The organism is Enterobacter cloacae (assembly GCF_013375935.1).
Taxonomy (GTDB): Bacteria; Pseudomonadota; Gammaproteobacteria; order Enterobacterales; family Enterobacteriaceae; genus Enterobacter; species Enterobacter pasteurii.
In genome coordinates, this window is the sequence record NZ_CP056117.1 from 2,214,597 (window position 1) to 2,235,320 (window position 20,724).

15 protein-coding genes and 2 pseudogenes are annotated in these 20,724 nt (G+C 59.8%); 5 read left to right on the forward strand and 12 right to left on the reverse strand.

The window, feature by feature from the left end:
• Positions 1-35 precede the first annotated feature (35 nt).
• The 7 genes and pseudogenes from HWQ14_RS10490 to HWQ14_RS10520 form a co-directional block, all read right to left on the reverse strand.
• A complete protein-coding gene (locus HWQ14_RS10490; RefSeq protein WP_176609683.1) occupies positions 36-2,237 on the reverse strand; it encodes a glycoside hydrolase family 2 protein in 2,202 nt (733 codons plus the stop codon).
• On the reverse strand, positions 2,227-4,902 hold the full coding sequence (locus tag HWQ14_RS10495; RefSeq protein WP_176609684.1) for a hybrid sensor histidine kinase/response regulator: 2,676 nt from the start codon (positions 4,900-4,902) through the stop codon (positions 2,227-2,229). Before HWQ14_RS10495 ends, HWQ14_RS10490 begins: the two co-directional genes overlap by 11 nt.
• 2 nt (positions 4,903-4,904) lie before the next feature.
• Positions 4,905-5,339, reverse strand: coding sequence for a globin (locus HWQ14_RS10500; RefSeq protein ID WP_176609685.1), 435 nt, complete (start codon positions 5,337-5,339; stop codon positions 4,905-4,907).
• Positions 5,336-6,730 (reverse strand): DUF3131 domain-containing protein, encoded by a 1,395-nt coding sequence (locus tag HWQ14_RS10505; RefSeq protein ID WP_148421443.1) that lies wholly within the window; start codon positions 6,728-6,730, stop codon positions 5,336-5,338. The genes HWQ14_RS10500 and HWQ14_RS10505 overlap by 4 nt, the downstream gene beginning before the upstream one ends.
• Positions 6,715-8,262: pseudogene (locus HWQ14_RS10510) on the reverse strand (DUF3131 domain-containing protein). Before HWQ14_RS10510 ends, HWQ14_RS10505 begins: the two are co-directional and overlap by 16 nt.
• Complete coding sequence (locus HWQ14_RS10515) at positions 8,259-9,590, reverse strand: DUF3131 domain-containing protein (RefSeq protein WP_148421447.1); 1,332 nt, start codon at positions 9,588-9,590, stop codon at positions 8,259-8,261. The pseudogene HWQ14_RS10510 and the gene HWQ14_RS10515 overlap by 4 nt, the downstream one beginning before the upstream one ends.
• Positions 9,587-11,402 (reverse strand): annotated as a pseudogene (locus HWQ14_RS10520) (glycosyltransferase family 2 protein). Before HWQ14_RS10520 ends, HWQ14_RS10515 begins: the two are co-directional and overlap by 4 nt.
• A 285-nt stretch (positions 11,403-11,687) precedes the next feature.
• On the opposite strand from HWQ14_RS10520, the gene opgC reads away from it, so the two are divergent.
• Genes opgC through HWQ14_RS10545 form a run of 5 tightly spaced genes read left to right on the forward strand, consistent with a single transcriptional unit; the run spans position 11,688 to position 15,793 of the window.
• Complete coding sequence (gene opgC, locus HWQ14_RS10525) at positions 11,688-12,905, forward strand: OpgC domain-containing protein (protein WP_176609686.1); 1,218 nt, start codon at positions 11,688-11,690, stop codon at positions 12,903-12,905.
• 10 nt (positions 12,906-12,915) lie between these two features.
• Positions 12,916-13,815 carry a hypothetical protein gene (locus HWQ14_RS10530; protein ID WP_148421454.1) on the forward strand — a complete coding sequence of 300 codons (900 nt, stop codon included), beginning with the start codon at positions 12,916-12,918 and terminating at the stop codon, positions 13,813-13,815.
• An 8-nt stretch (positions 13,816-13,823) separates the two neighbouring features.
• Positions 13,824-15,038 carry a PP2C family protein-serine/threonine phosphatase gene (locus HWQ14_RS10535; protein WP_176609687.1) on the forward strand — a complete coding sequence of 405 codons (1,215 nt, stop codon included), beginning with the start codon at positions 13,824-13,826 and terminating at the stop codon, positions 15,036-15,038.
• Positions 15,028-15,366: an STAS domain-containing protein gene (locus tag HWQ14_RS10540; protein WP_176609688.1), complete on the forward strand. Its 339-nt coding sequence runs from the start codon at positions 15,028-15,030 to the stop codon at positions 15,364-15,366. Before HWQ14_RS10535 ends, HWQ14_RS10540 begins: the two co-directional genes overlap by 11 nt.
• Positions 15,367-15,373: 7 nt before the next feature.
• Positions 15,374-15,793 (forward strand): ATP-binding protein, encoded by a 420-nt coding sequence (locus HWQ14_RS10545; RefSeq protein WP_267591100.1) that lies wholly within the window; start codon positions 15,374-15,376, stop codon positions 15,791-15,793.
• Between the two features lie 90 nt (positions 15,794-15,883).
• On the opposite strand, the gene HWQ14_RS10550 is transcribed toward HWQ14_RS10545, so the two are convergent.
• Genes HWQ14_RS10550 through hisD form a run of 5 tightly spaced genes read right to left on the reverse strand, consistent with a single transcriptional unit; the run spans position 15,884 to position 20,686 of the window.
• Positions 15,884-17,059: a cupin gene (locus HWQ14_RS10550; RefSeq protein WP_176609689.1), complete on the reverse strand. Its 1,176-nt coding sequence runs from the start codon at positions 17,057-17,059 to the stop codon at positions 15,884-15,886.
• An 11-nt stretch (positions 17,060-17,070) separates the two neighbouring features.
• Positions 17,071-17,862 (reverse strand): HpcH/HpaI aldolase family protein, encoded by a 792-nt coding sequence (locus HWQ14_RS10555; RefSeq protein WP_176609690.1) that lies wholly within the window; start codon positions 17,860-17,862, stop codon positions 17,071-17,073.
• Positions 17,844-18,587 (reverse strand): alpha/beta fold hydrolase, encoded by a 744-nt coding sequence (locus HWQ14_RS10560; RefSeq protein WP_176609691.1) that lies wholly within the window; start codon positions 18,585-18,587, stop codon positions 17,844-17,846. Before HWQ14_RS10560 ends, HWQ14_RS10555 begins: the two co-directional genes overlap by 19 nt.
• An 8-nt stretch (positions 18,588-18,595) precedes the next feature.
• Positions 18,596-19,360 (reverse strand): SDR family NAD(P)-dependent oxidoreductase, encoded by a 765-nt coding sequence (locus HWQ14_RS10565; RefSeq protein ID WP_176609692.1) that lies wholly within the window; start codon positions 19,358-19,360, stop codon positions 18,596-18,598.
• A 3-nt stretch (positions 19,361-19,363) separates the two neighbouring features.
• Positions 19,364-20,686 carry a histidinol dehydrogenase gene (gene hisD / locus HWQ14_RS10570; protein WP_176609693.1) on the reverse strand — a complete coding sequence of 441 codons (1,323 nt, stop codon included), beginning with the start codon at positions 20,684-20,686 and terminating at the stop codon, positions 19,364-19,366.
• Positions 20,687-20,724 lie beyond the last annotated feature (38 nt).

Sequence of the window (20,724 nt, forward strand, 5' to 3'; positions counted from 1 at the left end):
TAAGCGGAGCCCTTCTGGTGCAGCGCGTGTTCAGCTTATTGCGCTGAAGGGCCTTCTACCTTCTCCAGGCGCAGGTTGCTCCCCACGGTTTTACCGGCGCGATCCGCAATGTCATACTCAATGGTAACGTTATGCCTGCTGCCCGGCGTGACGGCGATCTCCTTTATCCTGCTGCCCGAATCCGGGGGAAGCGTAAGGGTCGTTGTGCCTTTAGCCAGCACCCGACCATTTTGCTTCACCTGCCACTTCAGACGACACGCCTCACAGGCGGACCAGGTGTCATTGATTGCCCACAGGCGAACCGTGGCTTCGCTTCCCTCACGCCATACCGCCGTCACGGGTTCAATCGACGGCAGGATGGGCTGATAGGCTTTTTGCAGCGCGTAGTAACCCGGTTTAGGCTTACGCAGATAATCCACGACGCCCCAGTTGATGGAGGGCCAGGTTTCAACAAACATAAAGTGGAAGAGGGCGGTAACCGGCTGATAGCGCTGCCGACGATAGCTCTCCGCCGCCATTGCCACCAGCTCCGCCTGGTAACGCTGGGTGTTGGCAATCATCTCCTGAATGGTATTGCCTCGCGGAATATTGGCAAATTTGAAGGTCTGGAAGGGCTGGAAGTTATGGTATTTCCAGTGCGTCCAGCCGGGATCGTCGGCGGCGGTGCTTTTCGGCCACATCAGGCGGGCGGGGATGATGGTTTTCAGCGTAGAGAGTCGCGGTAGCGCCTGAGCGCCAAATTCCGTGACGATCGCGGTTTTGGCGGGGCCAAGGAGATCGCGCATCGTGCCAAAGTACCATCCGGCCCAGTAGTGTTCTTCCACCGCGGAAAAACGATGCACAATGCGCGAGGTGTCTTGCGCAAGCGCGTCTCCCACGCGTTTCGTCAGCGTCTGGTTCAGGGTTTTGTTCCAGTCGGGGAAGCGTTTTTCCATCCACGGTGAATTCCAGGGCGGCTCGTTATGACCACCCCAGACGATAATGGCCGGAGAGTTGCCAAACTGTTCGACCATCTCGCGGGTCTGCCGCGCGGCATTGTCCGCAAAGGCGTCGCTGTTATCGTAACCCCATTGCAGGGGAACATCCTGCCAGATCATCAGCCCCATTTCGTCAGCCACATCGTAAAGCGCCCGGCCTGCCACGTGCGCGTGAACGCGTATCGCGTTGGCGTTCATCGCCTGCACCAGCCTGAAGTCGCGGCGATATTTCTTGCGCGTCATGGTGCTGAGCCAGGGGGAGCCGATGTAATTACTTCCCTTGATAAACAGGCGCCTGTCATTGATCAGCCAGCCCCTGTTGTCTGGCTGCGCCTCCATCTTGCGCAGGCCGGTACGGGTCACCGCGGTATCCATCACCCCCTGCTCATCCACCAGGGTTGCACGCACCCGGTAGAGATTTGGCCTGCCATAGCCCACAGGCCACCAGAGCTTCGCGTCTTTCACTGGCAGCGTGACGTTGAGGGAGCGCGGCTTACCGTCCGTTTTCGCAATCTGTACCGGAAACGTCCGTTCCGTGCGAGCGCCGGAGAAATTATCAGGCGTCGCTGACAGGCGCAGGGTGACGGGACCGGCAGATAACGCCCGATAGCGGATCTCGGCGTGCAGAGCGGGTTTGCCCAGCCCCTCGCGCCAGTCCGGACGCAGGATCACCTGATCGATAGTCACGCCGCGACTCAGGTGTAGCTTCACCGGTGCCCAGATCCCACCGGAGTTGGCGTCCTGGCCATTCTCTGCCCAGGCACCGCCCGGGCGAGTGTCGTGTTGGTTAAGCACGCCTTTGAACAGCGTTTTATGCAGCGGCCAGATTTTTTTCGGATCTTCCCAGGGGCTGTCTACCCGCACGGCGAGCCTGTTGTATCGCTGTAAAGCATCGCTTATGTCTACGGAGAAGCGCTGAAAATATCCCTCGTGACGGGCAAGATGCCTGCCGTTGAGCGTGACGTCGGCAAAATAGTCCACGCCATCAAAGACCAGGGTAGCCATGGTATCGGGCGCGCGCCGGGGCAGGGTAAATTCGTGGCGGTACCAGAGGGCACCCTGATGATCGTATCCGGCGCTGTACCAGTTGGCCGGGACCCGAATTTCTCGCCAGCCGCGGTCAGGCGCACTGGCGCCGTCAAAGGTGCTGAGGCTGGCGTCATGCACGCGCCACGTTCCGGCCAGTGACCAGGTAATCGGCTGGCTGGCCTGGGCCAGCAGGGGGCTCAACGCCAGCAGCAGAAGAAGCCTAGGGATCATGTTTAACCTCCTGCGCTCTGCGGCGCAGCCAGGCCGCAGAGCGTCTGGCCTCCTCGATAAGATCGCCATGTAAAGCGTGCAGCCCGGTCTGGGTCTGCGAGAGCGCCTTACCCTCAATCTGCTGAAGCACGTCGGACAGAGCGCTGAAGCCGAGGGTGACTGCTTCGCCGCGAAGCTTGTGAGCGGCCCGCCGCAGGACCTCGCGGTCATCATGCTCAATGTTCAACGCTATGGCCGCCACCGCCTCGTCAAGGCCGCTGCCGAACAGCGCCAGCAGCTCATTGACCAGCCCGGGATCGTCCGCGCACTGTTTTAACAGGTGCGTCTCGTCCGGTAGCCCCTTTTCTTCACCGGGGATAACGCGGGCTATCTCCTCCGTAAGCGCCTCCTGACTTACCGGCTTGGCAATATAGCCGTCGAATCCCATTGCCAGACAGCGCTCCTTGTCGCCCTGCATGGCGTGGGCGGTCATCGCAATGGCGGGCTGATGGTCGCGCCCCTGCGCGCGCGAGGCTTCCCGAATCAGGCGAATGGCGGTTTCCCCATCCATTTCCGGCATTTGCAGATCGATAAGCAGCAGGTCCCAGGGTTGTTCGCGCCAGCGTTCAAGGGCCTCGCGGCCATTGTTTACCACCTCGCACCGGTGGCCGAGCCGTTCAAGCAGGCGTCTGGCGACCTTCTGATTCACCAGGTTATCCTCGGCCAGCAGGATACGCAGACCGGCCTGCGCCGTAACGGGCGCAGGAGCGGGCGCAGCGGCGGGGGACGCAGGCGGGGCAGGCGCAAGGACGCTGGCGATGGTCTGACAGAGCTCACGCTGGGCGACCGGCTTATGCAGATAGCGGGCGATACCGATGCGCTTCAGCATGCTGGCGTCGAAATGGCGGCTCATGGAGCTGAGCATAATGATGTGGCTTTGCTCGGCCTGTGGCATAACGGAAAGTTCAAGGGCCAGCGACACGCCGTCCATGTCCGGCATCTGGGCATCAAGCAGGATCAGCGGCCAGCGCCCCCCTTTTGCGGCCAGGCTTAAGGCCTCCCCGGCGTTGTCAACGCAGGTCGGCGTCAGGCCCATCTGACGAAGCATGGTGTCAAGGAGGCGCAGGTTCGTGCTGTTGTCGTCCACGACCAGGACCGCTTCGCCGTTGAAGCGTACTAAGGGCGCGCCCGCGGCTGGCGGGGCCTGCTGGCTCTCCAGGGGCAGGGTAAAGGCAAACTCGCTGCCTGCGCCCGGCTCGCTCTGCACCGTCAGCTCGCCGCCCATCAGTTTCACCAGGCGCGCGGAGATGGTCAGCCCCAGGCCGGTGCCGCCGTAGCGGCGGGTAGTGGAGCTGTCGGCCTGGCTGAAAGCCTCGAAGATGGCCTGTTGTTTCCCGGCAGGGATGCCAATGCCGCTGTCGCGAATGCGAAACCGCCACTCTTTTTCGCTTTCCGCAGGCTCTATCGCCAGCAAAACCTCGCCCTGATGGGTGAACTTAAGGGCGTTGCCCAGCAGGTTGGTGAGGATTTGACGCAGCCGGGGGCCGTCGGCTATCAGCACGTCCGGCACCGCCGGAGCGATATCGACCAGCAGCTCGATGCCCTTTTCGCTGGCGGCGGGCATGTGCGGGCGGATCAGCGACTGCACGAAGGGGCGGATCTCCAGCGGCTCGGTATCGACGGTCATCTTGCCCGACTCAATGCGGGAAAAATCGAGGATGTCGTTGATGATGTGCAGCAGCGACTGGGCTGAACTCATTACCAGCGTCAGGTATTCCCGCTGCTCGGGATTGAGCTGCGTGTCCAGACAGAGCTGAGTCATGCCGAGAATGCCGTTCATCGGGGTGCGAATTTCGTGGCTCATGTTGGCGAGGAAGGCACTTTTCGCCTCGTTGGCCTCCCGGGCCACTTTTGCCGCTTCAATGGCCAGCAGCTCGGCCTCCTTGCGGCGGGTGATGTCCTGTAGGGTGCCGATCACCCGTTCGGCCTGCTGCTGCATACTGAGCGTAACCACCTGCCCCGAGATCAGCATCCAGCGCCAGCCCTGGGTCGCGTGCTGCACGCGAATTTCACATTCGAATACCGGCATATGCTCCTGCTTAGAGGCAATCATCGCGTTGCGCAGGACGGCGCGATCCTCTTCATGGACCAGGTTAAGTAAAAAGCGCAGCGGGTAGTGCAGTTGCGTGCGCGACTGACCCACCATCGCCAGCAGCGTATCGTTAACCTCCAGGCTGTCGTGAGAGACCTGCCAGTTCCAGATGCCGATCTGAATAGACTCTGCGGTCAGTAAAAAATCATCGTGCAGCTGGTGGCGCGAGCGCTGGGCGTCGTCAAGCTCGGTAATATCGGTATGCAGGCTGAGGATGCCGCCATCGGCAAGACGCTGATGCTGCACGTAGAGCCGCCGGTTTCCCGACTGGCGCACCTCGCGATGGCTTAACTGACGGCAGTTGCGAACGATCGCTTCCCGCAGGGTCCGGCGGCGGGTGGGGTCAATGTTGTAGCCTGCATCAATAAATTTCTCCGCCAGGCTCTCAAGGGTGGCGCCGGCGCTCAGCCAGGGGGCGATCACCGGGTAAAAGCGCGTTATCTGGTCGTTCCAGGCCAGCAGACGCTCGGCGGGATCGTAAATCATCACCCCCACGGGCAGCGCGTTGAGATCGAAACGGGATGTGGCTCGCATGGTTACTCACCTCTGGCCTGATAGTGCAGCTCCGCCTGGCGGCGCAGATACTCCAGCCCGGGCGCAATCGCCATCGCCCAGGCCGTGAGGATCTCCTCATCGCAAAGGGGATCGCAGGCGCGCACGGTCCTGAGCATTGCCTCCCGCCAGAGGCCGAAAAATCGCGGCGGCAGGCGCAGCCCTTCATCGCTCTGCTCCCGCGCAAGGCGTTCCAGAAAATCTGGCACAAAGAGCGCACCGTCAACGGCAAGCATGGCGAAAAAGCTCTTGAAGATCATCTGCTGGCCATCCCGGCCCTGGCCCCCGGCAAAGTGCTGCTCCGTTTCGGGGGACATATGGATAAAAGTCTCCCAGAACGCCTCAAAAAAGTGCCGTTTATCATTCTCCGGCAGGACGCGGTTCAGGCTGGCGTCAAAGAGATCGCGATAAAATTTCATGGTGCGGCCCTCGCGCCACGTTCACCAGGCAGGCAGAGGCCGGGCGGGTTGAAGGGATCCGACGTGCGGCGGGCAAAATAGCCGTCGTTTTCCACAAGGCCGTTTTCAAACAGCGGCCCGGCGTTGTGTTTGTACAGCAGCGCTTCCAGCACCATGGCGTTGGTCGAGAGGGTGAGCGTCGGGTTGATGTCGCCGGTTGCCTCAACGCGGCCCTCAAACCAGCCCTGATTCGGGTTATTCAGGTGTCGGGTTACGGCCATCAGGGCGTCGGTGTATTCGGTCTCCCACAGCGTCCAGAGCACAAAGACCGCTTTCGTCGTCACCTGCGCCAGCCGGGGATAGCTTTTACCGTCATCGCCCAACGTATTCCAGGCGTAGCCATTCCCCCAGACGGCGTCCTCGACGCGCCAGGGCGCACGGGAGAGGTAAAAATCAGCGCGGGCGGTGAGCACGCCGTCGCGCTCCCAGCGCGTTTTCTGGCTGAGCCATACCCCTTCGGCCCGGGCGCGCAGCGTTTTTTGAATATCGGAGGCCACCCCGGGCGGCTGCCAGCCGAACTCCAGGCCCGGGAGCATGGCGGGGAGGGTAGAGAGGAGCGACGGCTGCCAGGTCGTTCTTGGATCGCGCGCGTCAACGGCGAGGCTGCGCTGGTAGAGGATGACGTTCTGAGAAGGCGGGGAAAATGCCTTACCCGATGGAAATCCCCACAGCCGAAACGCGCTGGCAGCATATTCGCTTTCACCCAGCCGCAGTTCATCGCGCACCACCGGCTGCCCGTTCTGCACCGACGCAGACCACAGCTCCCCGTCCTTATCCATCACCGGACAGAAGTTCCAGCGCAGGATGATTTTATCCAGATATTCGCGGTACTCGGGCGCCCGCTCGGCAGCGAGCCGCAGGGCCAGCATCAGCCTCGCCATATCTTTCGCCGACCATCCGCGCTGCGCCGGTTTTCCCGTGAAGTCGATGGGCGAGGCCGTTCGGCTGGAATAGAGCCTGCCGGGGGTACGGGTTTCGGTCAGCGTCAGGCGATTAAGGGTTCCGAGCAGCCGCGTCAGCCGCGCATCAAACTCGTCCGCCCGGATCAGATCCAGCTCGCGGGCAGCCAGCAGGGCGATTAGCGTATCGCCCATTTGCCACAGCGTAACGCGCGGCTGCTTATCGCTGCCGTTAACCAGCCCCGTCTGAGGCTGGGTGTTATTCTCGAAATAGCGCCAGGCGATACGCGCCCACTCCCGCTCCTGCGGGGTCAGGCTACTGATGCGCGCGGTGGTGTGCCAGCCACCTTTGGTCAGCCAGCGCCACCCTGCGCCCTCCCGGCCGAACAGGGCGAAGGCGATAATAAGCATGAGGACGGCGGCGGCCAGCCAGCGGGCTAAGGTCTTAAGCATTGTGCGGTCACCGGCGGCAGTTTCACAGGCTCGTCCGTATTACAGGTGGCGCATTGACAGGCCTGGCAGGCGGGTTTGGCGCGCAGGGTAGTCCCGGTCTGTTCACACCAGGTCTACACCGCTGGCGTACCGTTCAGGAATGGACGGTTGCGCGAGGCATTATTTGGCTCAAAGAGATCCACCAGCTTTTTTTCCCACAGGGAGGGGGCAAAGTTGCGGTCTTTGGGGTTATCGCTGTTGAACTGCAGCAGCTTGCCCTCTTTTTTGAACAGCAAGGCTTCCAGCATGATGCCGTTGTTATTGGCGGTGAACTCTTTGATGGGGCCGTCGCCGTTTTCGTATAGCCCTTCATAGTACCCTTTGTCCGCCTCGTTGGCGTTTTCAATGGCGTCCAGCAGGCGGTCGGTATAGGGCGAGTTCCAGAGCACCCACATCCCGAGCGCCGCCTTCAGCGAGACGGCGGCCGTGTTGGGAACGTATAGCCCCTTGTCGGTGATGGTGTTCCAGTTGAAGCCGTCGCTGAATACGGTGTCGTAGACGAAGCAGGGGGACTTATCGAGTTGATGCTCAGAGCGAGCGGATAAGATACCGGTGATGGCGTAGCGATTCTCCTGAGCCTGATAAACCCTGTCGGCGAAGTTTTTCATCCACGGATGGGAGTAGTCGCGCGGACTGTTTTCCCTGTCCGTCGGCTTGTCGAAACCAAATTCCAGGCCGTAAAGCACATAGGATTCGGTTACGACGTAATTATGCTGGTTGGTAAGGCGCGGATCGCGCGAGTCGTAGGGCACCATCACGCAGTAGATCTCCGCCAGCTCGTAGGGTTGAGGCTGGCTGGACTGACAGGTTCCAAAGCCCCACAGCGCAAAGCCCGCGGCACCATACTCTTCGTAGCCCAGCCGCCCCTCCTGCACGTACTTCGGCTGGCCGTTTTCCAGGTAGGCCCCGTACATCATTCCGCAGGGGTTAATAACGTTGGTGAAATTCCACCCCAGCATCACGTTATCAATGCTGTTGCCGTATTCCGGATAGCGCTCCTTAATGACCTTCAGCCAGATCAGCATCCTGCCGATGTCCAGCGCCGAGAAGCCAATCTCGCCAGGCTTGTTCTGGTAGTTAACCTTCTGGGCGGTGATGGTGTTATAGGCTTTATTGGGCAGCTCGTTGCGGAACAAATCCAGTTTGTTCAGGGTGGCGAGTAATTTCAGCATTCTGCGATCGAATTCAGCTTTATCAATAATGCCCAGCTCCCTTGCGGCCGTCATTGCGGCCATATAGGAGGCGCTGTCCCACATGGTGGTTGAGGGAAATTTATTGACCGCATTCACCAGGCCGGTAGCGGGCTGGTAGTTAGCCACGAAATATTGCCAGGCGTTTTTGGCAATGGTCATCTCCCGGGGCGTGAGGTCGCCGCTGCGCGGAGGGTAGTCCGAGGCGGGAAGCCCGGTCGCCGCCTGTGCCGCAGCGAGTGAGAGCCAGCACGCCACAAGCCCGGCCAGAAGAGGAAAAAAGAGTATTGATTTCAGCTTCATGGCTTCGCTCCTGCTGAAGAGGTTGGGGGAGTGGCGGGGCCAGGGCAGGCCAGACAAAGCATCTGACCGTGGGCAATGTACGCCAGGCTTTCGAGGACGACGGCATTGGTATCGGCGTCAACGATATCGTTGACGCTGCTGTTAAGGTTAAGCCCGCGCTGCCAGCCCTTGCCCGGTACCTGTAGCTTCTGCACCTGCTGGCGCAGCGCTTCGCTCCAGCCGTTGCGGAACAGGGCGTACCAGGCAAAGGCGGTGCGGGTCGAGGTAATCGCCGTTTGCTCCGGCGTGGCGTCAAGCAGGGCGCTGTTTTGCAGCGGCTGGCGATCCGGCAGATCGTTGACGTAATCCGGCGCGGGCTCGGCGTAATCGGTGCTGATCGGGGGCTTGCGGACCCGCAGGCTATGACGGCGCTGCTGGATCTGCATAATGCGCCACGTGATTTCTGCGCTCTGCGCATCAAAGCCCAGCTCGAGGCCCGTTAATAAATAGGGAAGGCTGATAAGCGAAGGCTGACGACCCCACGGCGTGCGCAGCCCTTCGTCGGGCACCATTATTCCGTCGATGTCGATCATCTGCTGCCCTTCTGGCGGGTTCGTTACCGCCAGTCCCGCCGCGCTGTCGATCAGCCGAAGCGTATGGCTTGCATAAAGCCGGTAGCCGAAGCTGTTTCGCGGCTCGTCCGTCGCCAGCGCCCAGTGGTGTAGCGGGACCGCGGCCTGGCTGGTGGTGCTGTTGGCAATCAGGGCGCCCGTCTTCCAGCGATCGAGCAGACTGCGCACGGCGCCAGCATGCTGAGGATAGCGCCACAGCAGCGTTTGCAGGGCGTTTAGCAGGCGGCCCATGCCGATCGCCGAGGCGTCCGGTTTGCCCAGGGCTTCCAGCGTGTCGGCATGGTAATAGGCGGCGGGCAGCCCTTGGGGATTGAGTGGAAGGCTGGCGAGGGCGGCCAGCGCGGCCGCGATGCGTTCATCGAATTCGTCGGGAGTAAGAATGTTGAGCTGCCTTGCGGCCGCAACGGCAAAAAGATAGCTGCCGGTGCTCCACAGGCTGAGCCAGGGTTCCCCGTCGTGCGCGTTGGCCAGGCCATTCGGCTGCGTGTTGTTCACATAATACTGCCAGGCCACCCGCGCCCAGATCGCTTCTTCGAATGTCAGTTCACGCGGAGCGGGCAAGGGCGGGAAATCGTTACTCAGCGACATCCCCGCGCTGCTCTCAACGCGTGTCGGCATCTGTTTTTCAACCCAGACGACAATAGCGAATCCCAGCAGAAAGCCGAGCAGGATAGTGAGGTAGCTGCGGGCTGACAAAAGCGCGTCGCGTTTTCTCATTCCCTCACCTCCTCTTCCGCCGGGGTCCACATGGCGGCGAAGATCAGCGGCAGCATGGCGGCAATATTAACTGCGCCCCAGAAGATGTTGATGACGTAGCCGGACGGATCGTCAACCTGCCCGCGTGCGACCTGAAAACCGCCCCAAATCAGCCCGGCCAGGGTGAGCACGACGATGGCGATCTGCGGTTTTACCAGATAAAGAAAGCGCCCCGTCTGCCGCTCTTTGGGGGTGACGTGGAATTTGATCTGCTCTCCACGCAGGACCGTGTCGAGGGCGCGCAGGTTCATGGAGAAGAAAGAGAGATACGATGCTCTGCCATCCCAGGCTGATATTCCCCAGGTGCCGAACATAAACGCCAGCTCCGACACAATAAAAAAGGGCAAAAAATGCAGGTAGAAGGGTTCAGACCACGCTGATACAGGCGGAATACCGGTAAACAGGTAAATAATGGGCGATATCAGGAAGATAGTGTTCCACACGCAGGCCAGATAGGACCAGAAGGTGGTGGCGTACATCAGGGTTTGCGGCAAAGAGAGCTTGAAACGGCGGCGGCTGAAAATATTGTCGTGGAACAGAATATCCAGTGAACCCGCAGCGTATTTGAAGCGCTGGATCATCCACGTCAGCATGTCCTGCGGAGAGAGCATTTTCGATTCGATCTGCGGGTGCATTACCGAGCGCCAGCGGCGGGCCGCATCGCCGTGGAGCAGGATGGAGGTATAAATATCTTCCGATACGTGAAACTTATAGGGCGTAAGTTCTGTGTCGAAGGCCACGTGAGGGCGCATGGCGTCCTGAAGGGTTTCGCGCATGACGGGATCGCGTATATCCCGCGTGTGGCGATCGATCTCTTCTTCAACCGTCCAGACGTAGCTGCGCAGCGCCGCCTGCATTACCGCTTCGCGCCTGTGGACAGAGGCCGCACCGCAGCAGAAGGCGGCGTTGGCCCAGTTTCGCCGGCGCAGGATCACGTCATAAAACATGCGCGGATCGTTAAAAAAGGGATCGCGACCAACGGTTACTGGCCCGATAAGCTTCTGGGCGAGCCATCCCAGCCCGTATCCCGTTTTGCCCGCTTTTCGCCCAAGCCAGCGCGCGAGGTTTTCCCCCTCCGGCAGGTCGAAGAACCACTGCGGCGTCTGGACCCAGGCCACGTCAGGGTCGCGAAAGTAGCCCAGCGTATGGCTGAGCAGGGTAGGGAAAACCCGGGTATCGGCATCGCAAATGATCAGGAAATCGCCGTCGGTTTGCTCAAGCCCGTTTCGCAAATTGCCGGCCTTGAAGCCAATATTGGTCTGCCGGGAGATGTAGTTGGCGCCTTCCCGATCGCAGACGGCTTTCATCTCCGGGCGTCGGCCGTCATCGAGCACGTGCACCCTGTAGTCCAGCGGGAAGGGGTAATCCATCTTCATGGCGTCCCGAATAGACAGCCTGACCAGCTCCACATCTTCTGAATAGGTTGCGATAAAGAGATCGACCTTTATCGGTCTCGCTGCTTCCGCGTCTTCGGGGCGCAGACAATCATTGATCTCAGCGGGGGGGCGGGGTTTGCGGCGGATCCTCTTCTTTCCACAGGTTTATGGTGAACAGCACGGTGCCGATCCAGGCCAGGGTTTCAGCCAGCACCAGCGGAATGGCATACCACAGCGCGTCGGTATTTAAGGAGGCTGTCCAGCGCCAGTAAAGATAATTAGCGCCTAAAATCAGCGCGGCAACCGCCAGTACCTGCCATGTGAGCATTACCCAGCGCGGTGTCTTAAGCGGTTCAGGCGGCTGGCGATGTTCAAAACGGGAAAAATAAAAATCCATAGAGAAGGATATCCTGATTCCACGATAGCGATTAATAAGAGACCCGTTGCCGACAGGGAGCGAAAAACAAAAAATAACGTCCGCTAAAACAAAAAGTAAAGTAAGTGTAGATGGTGGAAAAAATAATTCCAGAGGTGTGAAAAAAGCGATCTTTTACGCATGCTTAAATAAACGTTAACTACGCTTAATAATATCGTAAGCGTTTTCAAAAATTGCCAGATGCATTTCTTTACGCTATCTAAATAAAATACAAGAAACTTTTTAGCATGGAGAACGCGACGCCCCATGAGCCAGATTGCGCCTGTGCTTATAAAGAAAGATATCGATAAAACAACGACCTGGCGTTACGTTCTGTCGGATAAACGTGATTTACGTATTGATTTTATGCGCGGTATCGCGTTAGTGATGATGGTGGTAGCGCACACGGAGGTAATGTCGATATTTAATATATTTACCTGGGAAAGGTTTGGCCTGACAACCGGTGCCGAAGGTTTTGTCATTCTTTCCGGATTTATGCTGGGAATGTTAAACCGCGCCAGATTGCAAAAAGCGGTATTGTTGACTATATCCTGGGGGCTTTATCTGCGAGCGTGGAAAATATATCGCGTAAATATCATCATTATTCTTTCATTTTTGCTGTTAGGGTACCTGCCGTTTATTAACGTCTATGAGGTTACCCATTTTACCGATCGTTACTCGGGTACAGCCTGGTCACTGTATCCGGTGACGCCGCAAATTAAGGAAACCTGGTTTAACATTGTCCTCTACCTGCAAATTGGCCCTCATCAAACGCAAATCCTGGGTCTCTATATTTTTCTTCTGCTGTTAAGCCCGCTGTTTTTGGGAATGCTTCAGAGAGGGTACGTCTACTGGCTGCTGGGCCTGTCGTTGCTTGTCTACGGCTGCTGGCAGGTGTGGCCGGTGCGGGTGACGCCGTCTCAGTTTGAATTCGCATTTCCGCTGCTCGCCTGGCAGTTTATTTTTGTGCTGGGAATGTGCAGCGGCTGGTACAAGGAGGAGTTGATCTCCTTTGCCCGCACGCCCGCCGGTAAGGCGGTGCTCGTGGCGCTGGTGATGATTGCGCTGGTTCTTGGCTTTATTGCCCAGAACCATACCAACCCGTTTATGCCGCCCGCGCTGCTAATGCACAGCCTTTCGCCGGAGGACTTTAACGCGTTTTACCATACCTGGGCGGCAAAAAATGGCCTGGGACCCGTCAGGGTACTTAACGATATCTGCCTGATGGTGACGGTCTATCTGCTGCTGACCTGGTGCTGGCAGCCCCTGTATCGCCTCGCGGGCTGGTTTCTTATCCCGCTGGGCCAGCATTCGCTTTATACCTTTATTTTGCACGTCTACGTCGTGTTCCTGGTAAGCCAGTTCGTCACGTTCGATCTGTGGCGCCAGGCCTGGGTTGTGAACACCTTCATTCACGCGGCGACGCTGGGCGTGCTGTGGCTGATGGCGAAATATAACGTCGCCGCGCGCTGGATACCTAACTAAGGAAGGGCAGATGCGGGATAAATTGTTGCTGACCTGCGCGCTGTTGTGCGTTGCCGCTGGCGCAGAGTCGGCGCCGAAGGACGATGCGCAAGCGCTACGCGATAAAAACGACGAGCCGGTGCAGATGGGCGTGTTTACCAGCCGGTGGGGGCGCCTGTTCTCCGGGAATGAGGACGTCTTCTCTGGCGCGCTGAGCTTTAGTTCCGGCCTGAAAGAGCAGTGGATGACTATCCCTAACAGTTCCGACAGCGCAGAGCAGAAACGAAAATACAATCAGACGCTCAATCTCAGCCTGCAGTACTCACCCTACAGTTACTGGTTTGCGAACGTGACGTCGCGGTTGCCGGTGACGGACACCAGCCGCTATACGGCCGATTTTCGCTACAGCTTTGGCTATGACGACTGGCATGCCAACACGGTGAGCCTGGTTTACAGCAATTACGGGGATAACCGCTTCTGGACGTCAGGTACCCGTCGTCACACCTATTTTGAGCAGGGGGCCGTGACCCTGGCGTATAAATTTTCCCTGCCGAAGCCCGTGGAGAATACCCTCCTGATCAACAAGGGCGACTCCATCATCTGCCAGGTGGGCTACAGCTGGGTTCCGCGCTATTACGATCTGGACAGCAACGATATCCGCAAAAACAAGAACGTGGTGCTGAGCGGGTGTGGCTATACCTTTAAGCAGCACTTCTTCGTGCGCGCCACGGCGTTCTGGTTCCCGGACAGCAGCCAGCAACAGCCCTGGAACGGCGACTACAGCTATAGTTTTGGCTACGCGGGCTATACGCCAGGTTCATTCTCAGTTCAGTATGCAAACTACTCCGGCACCCGTTACCCCGGCCACCAGAGCGGCAGCGGCAAATTCCGGGAAGGCACCATCAGCGTCATCTGGTTCTTACCGCTTTAGGAGGGCGTATGGTGTCGCAGCACGTCCTGATTGTAGAAGATTCACTGGTGTATCGTCGCCTGCTTAGCCGAATGCTGACGCAGTGGGGGTATACCGTCAGCGAGGCGGAGAATGGCGTCGCCGCGCTTGAGATCCTTGAAAGCCAGCCCGTCAGCCTGGTGATTAGCGACTGGGAGATGCCGGAGATGGATGGCCTGACGCTGTGTCGGGAGATCCGTTGCCGCCAGTTCGGGCATTATGTGTACTTAATTTTGCTTACGGCCCGCGAGGAGCCGGGCGATCTGACGGTGGGGTTTGATGCCGGTGCGGATGATTTCCTCAGCAAGCCGGTTGAGCAGAGTGAGCTGCGGGCGAGACTGCACGCGGGAGCCCGCGTGCTGTCCCTGGAAGCCACTCTTGCTGCGCGCAACGCCCGTCTCAGCGAGGCCTTAAGGCAGATAGAGCAGGACCTCGAGGTGGCGGCGCGCATCCAGCAGTCGGTTCTGCCTGCGCATCAGCTGCGCTACCGGGACTACTTTGCCGACTGGATTTTTTTGCCGTCAGCCTGGGTATCGGGCGATATTTTCAATGTGTTCCCGCTGGACAACCATCTGGGATTCTACTGTGTTGATGTCTCAGGGCACGGCGTGGGGGCGGCGATGATGTCTCTTGCCGTAGCCCGACAGTTTCTGCACGGCAGGGCGGTGGAGCGTTTCCTTTTTGCGGGCGAGAGCGATGTTGCGTCTCCCGCGGAAGTGGTTCGCATCCTGAACGGTCGCTTTTGCAGCGAAGAGGCCGAGATAGTGAGCTATTTCACCATGATCTACGGCGTTATCGACCTGGCGACGGGTGAAGGTAAGCTCTGTCAGGCCGGACATCCTACCCCCTTCATTGTGAGCCCCGGCGGCGAGGTCAGGACGGTCGGTGAAGGCGGTGCGCCGGTAGGATTGATGCCGGATCTCAGCTGGACGGACGTGAGCTTCTCGCTGGCGGCGGGAGAGCGCCTCTGCCTGTTTAGCGATGGCATAACCGAGTGTGAAAATCCTGACAACGAACAGTTCGGTCAGGCTCGTTTGCAGCGTTGGCTCCAGAATGACGCCACGCTCGCGCTGGATCGGCTCTTACCGCAGTTTGCGCAGCATCTTATCCGCTGGCACAGCGGAGAATACCGTGAACAACAGGCCATGGCCGACGATGTTTCCTTATTAGTGATTGAGCGTACAGGAGTAAACGATGAACATTGATACAGACCGGCTGAGCGACGTAAACATTATAACGCCGTCGGTGCGCCGGCTGGACGCCTCGGTGGCGGCAGGGTTTAAGGAAGCCATTGCCAGGGAGATTGGGGAAGATCGTAAAGCCCTGATTGTCGATTTCAGCAAAATCGATTTTATCGACAGCAGCGGCCTTGGCGCGCTGGTTTCCCTGCTGAAGATGATGAACGGTAAAGGTGAAATGATGCTGTGCGCCCTGAACCCCGGCATACGCAACATGTTTACCCTGACCCGGATGGATAGAATATTTCGCATTTGCCCCGATCGTGCGGCGGCACTCGCGCAGCTGGGTCGGTGAGCTGACCGTGGCTAACGACATCTCGCTTCCGGCCACGTTAACGTCGGTCTCGCCGCTTGCGGCGTGGCTTGCGCACCAGATGGCGCCGCTGCCCGTCAGCGACGAATGGCGCTTTGCGTTCGATCTCGCCGCCTGTGAAACGGCAACCAACATTATTCGCCATGGGCTACGCGAGGATCCGAAACGTTGCTTCACCGTGGAGTTCATCGCTACCGCCACGGGCGCGACGCTGCGTTTTACCGACGACGGCGATGCCTTTCCCGCTGAACGCCTTGAGGCGGCACGTAACGACGCGTCGTTCGACGCCTGCCTTCTGGCTGAAAGCGGCAGAGGGCTGAAACTCATTTTGTTGTATGTGGATAATTTCACGGTGGAAAACGTTGCGGGAAGAAATATCACCGTTCTGGAGAAGGGGATGGCCGGATAATTTTTGACGTATGGGAAGGGGCGGTGCGTGGATAAACACGGTGGCGCAGCCAGGCCTGCGCCACTATCGTGATTGCGGGCATAGGCCCGGTCAGGCATCCGCCTGCCATTTTTCCAGTATCGCACCGGCCCGACGGGCCGTGGCCGGCAGGATGTCGGCATCGGCCACGTAGCCATCAGGATCGAGACAGCGGTTATACTTTCTGGCCTGGTGCAGGATCTCCTCGTCCCAGTAAAGGCGCTTCCGCTGGTCACCGCGGGTGGTGAGAATAAATTCGGCGTCGCTGCCCGTCGCGCGATAGCGACGCCAGCTGTTTGCCGGAACAGAGATCACCGAGCGCTCCGGGGCGATGACGCTCACCTCTTCGCCCGCCTCGTTCCAGATCACCTCCAGCTGGCCTTTAAAGACCATGATCACCTGAATATCCGGGCACAGGTGTCGGCCCACAACGTGATTATCGGCAAGGCGCAGCCATTCGACGGAAAAGCCGTGCGGGCTGGTGATGGCGGGAGCGGCATTCCGATCCTGTGAAATGCCGAAACCGATGACCGGCGCGATTTCGCCGCCGTGCCCGGGCAGCGCGGAGTCCAGCAGCCCGCGCGCTGACCAGCAGCGGTCATCACCGGTTACCGCCCGCTGGCGCATCTCCTCAACGCTGTAATCGCGAAGCCCGGCGACGTAGTCTGCTGACAGCGGCGTCAGCAGCGTGGCGGGTTCGGGCGGCGGGTCGCCTGCCTCCTGCGCAATCAGCATGTTATCTTTGCTCAAATACATACCGTACTCGCTGGCGGCCGCGAGCACTGAAGGGTGCCATATGATGCCGCCCGTGTTGTCCCCGCCGAGCACGGTAAACACCATTCCGCTGGTGTCTTCTTTACTGACGTTGGTGAAGCCGCGGAAGATCCAGGTCGGGATGGAGAGGATGGCAGGCGCGCTAAATTCCGCTTCATGTTCACCGCTGGCGCCCCAGCGAAAGCGCCACGTCCCTTCGTGGATCAAAAATACTTCCGCCGTAAAATGCAGATGCAGGTTATTGGTCACCCCTTTCGGCATCGCTGCCGCGCCGATGTTAAAGCCGTGCGGCTCGGGAATATTCACCACCTGCTCGCTGGACTGCGTGACGCCGGGGCCGATGAACGAATAGTTCTGCTTGAGGTGCGAACCGGGCAGCCTGCAATCAATAAACGCAAGGTTGCAGGAAACCATATCCTCGGGGGCAATTAACCGGCTTCGCGCCTGGCTCTGGGTTAGCGTAATGGTTTTCATCTTTTCTCCTGTTAATAACCGGACGCGCCGGTGGCGGGGATAGCGTTGCCGCGCGCGAGGGCAATGGCCTCACGCGAGGCGCGGCCCAGCTGCATGACGTCGTTTGCGGGCGTGACAAACCGGAACCCCTGCGCAATACGCGCCGCGGCGGCGGTGCCGGAGGTACAGAAAATCCCGGCAATTTTTTGCTGCCGGCGGCAGCGGTCAACCACCCGCTCAACGGCGGCAACCATTTCAGGGTGCCGGGATTCAGCGCTGGCGCTGCCCGTCAGCGTCAGGGAGAGATCGTTGGGGCCAATAAACACGCCGTCCAGCCCGTCGGTGTCGAGGATTGCGTCAAGGTTTGCCAGCCCCTCGCGGGTTTCGATCATCGCCAGGGTCAGGATCTCGTCGTTGGCGTGCCGGGGATAATCGCTTCCGCCGTAGAGCAGCCCTCGCGCAGGGCCAAAAGAGCGAAAGCCCAGCGGCGGATAGCGGCACGCGGCGACGAAGCGACGGGCCTCCTCCGCGCTGGAGATCATCGGGCAGATCACGCCGTAGGCCCCTGCGTCCAGCACGCGCATGATTTGCGCCGGATCGTTATCCGCAACGCGCACCAGCGGCACGGCTGGGGTGGCTGAAAGCGCCTGAAGCATCGTCAGCGCGCTGGCAAAATCGATCATACCGTGCTGCAAATCGACGGTGACGGCGTCGTAGCCCTGGTGGCCGATGATTTCCGCGCTATAGCCGGAGGGGATCGCCAGCCAGCCGTTAACGATCGGGGTATTTTCCCGTACTGCGGTCTTTAGTCTGTTGTTGCGCACTGTATGCACTCCGTTATCCACTGACGCAGCGGCGGGGCAACCTCGTCCGGGGTTTCCAGCGGTATAAAATGCCCGCCGGTCTCCACCGTGTACCACGTCGCGTCCGCGTTGCCTGCCGCCAGTAACTGGTGATGTTGGGGCGTGCAGATCGCGTCCTGCGCCCCGTTGATAAGTAGGGTGGGGCAGGAGAGGGCGTTAAACGCTGCCCTGTTATCCTGCCGGTGAATGGCTATTTCCGTCTGCTGTGCGAAGGTGGTGATGCCGCACTCCTCCGCCATCCGGCAGATAACCTCCCGCAGAGCGCGGTCGTGCAGGCGTGACGGGGCGACATAGCTTCGCCACAGGGACGACGCCAGCCACTCAGCCACGCCCTGCGACCGGGCGGCGCGTACCGCTTCCCGCCGCCGCGCGGCATTTTCCGGCGGATCGGCGAGGGGATTGGCGGACATCAATGCCAGCCCCTTTAGCCTTTCTGGCGCGTCGGCGGCAATTTGCAGCGCGACAATCGCGCCGAGAGAAAACCCGGCCAGCAGGAAGCGCGGCGGCAGCACGGTTAACAGCCGTCGTGACGCCTGCCGCGCGGACTCTGCTCCCGTCAGCGTGACGCTCAGCACCGCCGGAACGTTCAGCCGCTCAATGACGGGCTGCCAGAGGCGGGCGTTACAGAGCGTGCCGCCGAGCAGCACCAGCGGCAGGTCGGTGTTATCGAGAAGCGGAAGTGCCATCTTATCCCTCACGTTGCCGTCCAGCCGCCGTCAACCATCAGCGCGCTGCCGGTGATCAGCGCGGCGGCATCAGAGGCGAGAAAGACCACCGGGCCCATAATGTCCTCAAGCCTGCCCAGCCGGCGCAGCTTGATGTTCTCCAGCACGTAGTGGCGAAACGCCGGATCGGCCAGCGACGAACGGGAAAGGTCGGTTTCAATAAAGGTCGGGCAGAGCGTATTTACCCGGATCCCCGCCTCGCCCAGCTCCAGCGCCATGGTTCGGGTTAGCCCTTCAAGGGCGAACTTGGAGGCGCAATACACGCTGCGCCCGGGGCCGCCCACGTGCCCCATTTGCGAAGAGACGTGAACGATCGACCCGCCTTTATTGCCCGCCCGCATTCGCCCGGCGACGCGCTGGCTGATAAAAAAGGTGGCGCGCAGGTTGAGCGCTATCACCGCATCGAAATTTTCCTCGCTGACCTCAAGAAATGGCTGGTGACGCGCCAGCCCGGCGCTGTTCACCAGAATGTCGAGATCCGGCAGGTTTGCCAGCGCGCGCTCCACGTCATGGGGTTGGGTGATATCCAGCGCTACCGTCTGAAGCGTGAGCCGGTGTCCGGCGGCCAGGCCGGCGGCGCTCGCCAGCGCGTCACGATCCCGGGCGGCAATCCATACCTCTGCGCCCGCCTGCGCGAGCGCAACGGCGGCGGCAAAGCCAATTCCTCTGGAGCCGCCGGTGACCAGCGCGCGTTTGCCGTGCAGGTAAAAAGAAGGCGTTTGCGGTAGCGTCATGAATTACACCTTTTCCCGCACCGGGGCAGGCGCGGCGTAGGGCACCTCGGTCTGGCCGTAACGGCGCACGCGAATGTTGGCCTGCTCGGCATGACCGGCGAACCCTTCCAGCAGTGACAGGCGTGAGCAATAGCTGCCGATTTCGGCGGTCGCTTCGTCGCTAAGGACTTTCTGAAAGGTGCAGGTTTTCATGAATTTGCCGACCCACAGCCCCCCGGTGTAGCGCGCGGCTTTTTGCGTCGGCAGCGTGTGGTTGGTGCCGATCACCTTATCGCCATAGGCAACGTTGGTGCGCGGGCCAAGGAACAGCGCGCCGTAGTTGGTCAGGCTGGCAAGGAACCAGTCGTCCCGGTCGGTCATGACCTGAACGTGTTCGGAAGCAATACGATCCGCCTCCACCAGCATCTCGTCGTAGCTCTCGCACACGATAATTTCGCCATAGTCCCGCCACGACTGGCGGGCGATGTCGGCGGTAGGGAGTTTTTCCAGCAGCCGTTCCACTTCGCCGAGCGTCTCTTTCGCAAGCTGAAGCGAGTTCGTCAGCAGGATGGCGGGCGTGGTGACGCCGTGTTCCGCCTGGCCCAGCAGGTCCGTGGCGCACATTTCCGCATCAACGGTTTCATCGGCGATCACCAGCGTTTCCGTCGGACCGGCAAACAGATCGATACCTACCCGGCCAAACAGCTGGCGCTTGGCCTCCGCGACGAAGGCGTTGCCGGGGCCCACCAGCATGTCGACCGGCGCCAGCGAGCCGGTGCCCAGCGCCATTGCGCCAATCGCCTGAATGCCCCCCAGGGCATAAATTTCCGTTGCTCCGGCCATTTTTTGTGCCGCGACGATGGCGGGAGCAGGCTCGCCGTTAAACGGCGGAGCACAGCTGACGATCCGTGAGCATCCCGCCACGCTGGCGGTGATGATCGACATGTGGGCGGAGGCGAGCAGAGGATATTTTCCGCCGGGCACATAGCACCCTACGGCGTTAATCGGAATATTTTTATGCCCGAGAATAACGCCGGGGCGCGTTTCAATTTCCAGATCCCGCAAACACGCTTTCTGCGCGCGGGCAAAATTCGCTACCTGCTGCTGGGCGAATTCAATATCCTGAATGTCCTGGCGGCTTAGCTGCTTAATACAGCGGTCAATCTCCGCTGGCGTCAGGCGATAATCCTGACGGTCATAGCGATCGAATTTAATCGATAATTCGCGGATGGCTTTATTCCCGCGCTTTTCTATATCTGCAAGTATGTGTTCAACCGTTTCTCTTATTTGCTGGCTGGCCTGCTGGCGTTCTTCGGTAGATTTACCGCTTTTCAATTTCCACGACACGCGTAACTCCTTACCTTTTTCAGATGACAGATGCCCTC

Bases quoted from the DNA above. Each gene is read 5' to 3' on its own strand.
- HWQ14_RS10490 (WP_176609683.1), bottom strand. From the start codon at position 2,237: ATGATCCCTAGGCTTCTTCTGCTGCTGGCGTTGAGCCCCCTGCTGGCC.
- HWQ14_RS10495 (WP_176609684.1), bottom strand. From the start codon at position 4,902: ATGCGAGCCACATCCCGTTTCGATCTCAACGCGCTGCCCGTGGGGGTG.
- HWQ14_RS10500 (WP_176609685.1), bottom strand. From the start codon at position 5,339: ATGAAATTTTATCGCGATCTCTTTGACGCCAGCCTGAACCGCGTCCTG.
- HWQ14_RS10505 (WP_148421443.1), bottom strand. From the start codon at position 6,730: ATGCTTAAGACCTTAGCCCGCTGGCTGGCCGCCGCCGTCCTCATGCTT.
- HWQ14_RS10515 (WP_148421447.1), bottom strand. From the start codon at position 9,590: ATGAGAAAACGCGACGCGCTTTTGTCAGCCCGCAGCTACCTCACTATC.
- opgC (WP_176609686.1), top strand. From the start codon at position 11,688: ATGAGCCAGATTGCGCCTGTGCTTATAAAGAAAGATATCGATAAAACA.
- HWQ14_RS10530 (WP_148421454.1), top strand. From the start codon at position 12,916: ATGCGGGATAAATTGTTGCTGACCTGCGCGCTGTTGTGCGTTGCCGCT.
- HWQ14_RS10535 (WP_176609687.1), top strand. From the start codon at position 13,824: ATGGTGTCGCAGCACGTCCTGATTGTAGAAGATTCACTGGTGTATCGT.
- HWQ14_RS10540 (WP_176609688.1), top strand. From the start codon at position 15,028: ATGAACATTGATACAGACCGGCTGAGCGACGTAAACATTATAACGCCG.
- HWQ14_RS10550 (WP_176609689.1), bottom strand. From the start codon at position 17,059: ATGAAAACCATTACGCTAACCCAGAGCCAGGCGCGAAGCCGGTTAATT.
- HWQ14_RS10560 (WP_176609691.1), bottom strand. From the start codon at position 18,587: ATGGCACTTCCGCTTCTCGATAACACCGACCTGCCGCTGGTGCTGCTC.
- HWQ14_RS10565 (WP_176609692.1), bottom strand. From the start codon at position 19,360: ATGACGCTACCGCAAACGCCTTCTTTTTACCTGCACGGCAAACGCGCG.